The sequence below is a fragment of the Acinetobacter sp. 228 genome (assembly GCF_048147885.1).
Map to the genome: position 1 here is coordinate 1 of NZ_JAYWYV010000224.1, position 1,491 is coordinate 1,491.

The window sequence follows — 1,491 nt, forward strand, 5'->3', positions numbered from 1 at the left end:
AATTCTCCATCCAATTTCAATGCAGGGAGAAAAATCAAATTGTTCTGGTTGGTTGTGTAAGCCAATAAAGCCTATAAATTCTTGAGTTTCTTTTAATTCTACCGCCCAAAATCCCCAGCCATTTTCATCAATAAGAGCTGATATTCTTTGAATTAAACTTATACTTTCAGTAGTAGATAAAAGCTTTTGGAAAAAACGCATAACATTTTCGTCTAAACCCATTTTGATAAATGGCTCTGAATCAGACTCTTTCCATTGTCTTAAGATTAAACGTTCAGTTTCGATCATAGTAAAAATTCTTTAACGAGAGTTTTTTAATTTTAGCTAAATATTCTACAGCGGCTTTTGTATAATTTTCTGTAAGATAATTTTTGAGTTAATGCTTACCACACCTTTAATTTTATTGAGTGTATTAATAACAAAATGAGAAAAAGAGTTTAGATCTTTAGTGGCAACGTGCAGTACATAATTAGATTCACCTGTAATGATATAGGCATTGATGACTTCATCAAAATTCTTGATTTGGCTTAAAAAAAAGTTGTGGTCATTTTCGGTGAGTTGAGCAAGTTTTATTTCAACTATCGCCTCAATTTTTATACCTAATTTTTCATAATTAACTTTTGCTTGATATTTTTCAATGATTCCGTTGGTTTCTAAAATTTTGACGCGTCTGTGACAAGCAGATGCTGAAAGATTAATAAGATCAGCAAGTTCTTGGTTACTTAAACGGGCATTGTCTTGTAAATATTTCAAAATTTTTAGATCGATTGCATCTACATTCATTTTCAAATTTCATCCATATTTTTTAATTTTAATTAGAATTTTATACGAAAATAGCTATTTTTGATCAAATATTATCGAATAAATCGTACAAATTGACGTGATAAAATTCAAATACAAAGGAAATGTAGAAATAGGTGCAATACCAAATGATTACTCGTGAACAGTGTTTGTATTGGGATCAGGAAGATGAACTCAAAAAATTTAAAGATGAATTTGCATTGCCAGAAGGCGTTATTTATTTAGATGGTAACTCTTTAGGTGCTAGACCAAAGAAATCTTTGGCTGTCGCTCAGCATATTATTTCCCAAGAATGGGGAGAAGATCTGATCAATAGCTGGAATAAGGCAGATTGGTGGGGGCTACCAACGCGGCTGGGTGACAAAGTCGCTAAACTGATTGGTGCGGAACAAGGTGAAGTTGTTATTTCAGATTCAACTACACTGAACTTATTTAAAGTTTTATCTGCAGCGGTAAAAATTCAGGCTGATAAATTCCCTGAACACAAAATTATTGTGGCAGAAAAAGATGCTTTTCCAACAGATATTTACATTATTGAAGGTTTCATTGACTTAATTCAAAAGGGCTATCAGGTTGAATTAATTGATGGCGTAGAAGACTTATCTCGTGCTTTAGAGAAAGATGTTGCTGTAGTGGTACTTTCCCATGTGAATTACCGCACTGGTTATTTTTATGATATGGCATCTATTA

The 1,491-nt window shown here is 32.4% G+C and carries 2 protein-coding genes and 1 pseudogene; 1 reads left to right on the forward strand and 2 read right to left on the reverse strand.

Annotated elements, in window-relative coordinates; all coding sequences use genetic code 11:
• Both VXQ92_RS17585 and gigD read right to left on the reverse strand, forming a co-directional pair.
• Positions 1–288: GNAT family N-acetyltransferase (locus tag VXQ92_RS17585; protein ID WP_416682683.1), on the reverse strand; the 288-nt coding region annotated here is incomplete at its 3' end.
• A 45-nt stretch (positions 289–333) separates the two neighbouring features.
• A complete protein-coding gene (gene gigD, locus VXQ92_RS17590; protein ID WP_001099945.1) occupies positions 334–783 on the reverse strand; it encodes an Lrp/AsnC family transcriptional regulator GigD in 450 nt (149 codons plus the stop codon).
• A gap of 146 nt (positions 784–929) precedes the next feature.
• Between gigD and VXQ92_RS17595 the strand changes: the two are divergent.
• Positions 930–1,491: pseudogene (locus VXQ92_RS17595) on the forward strand (kynureninase); the annotation flags it as partial.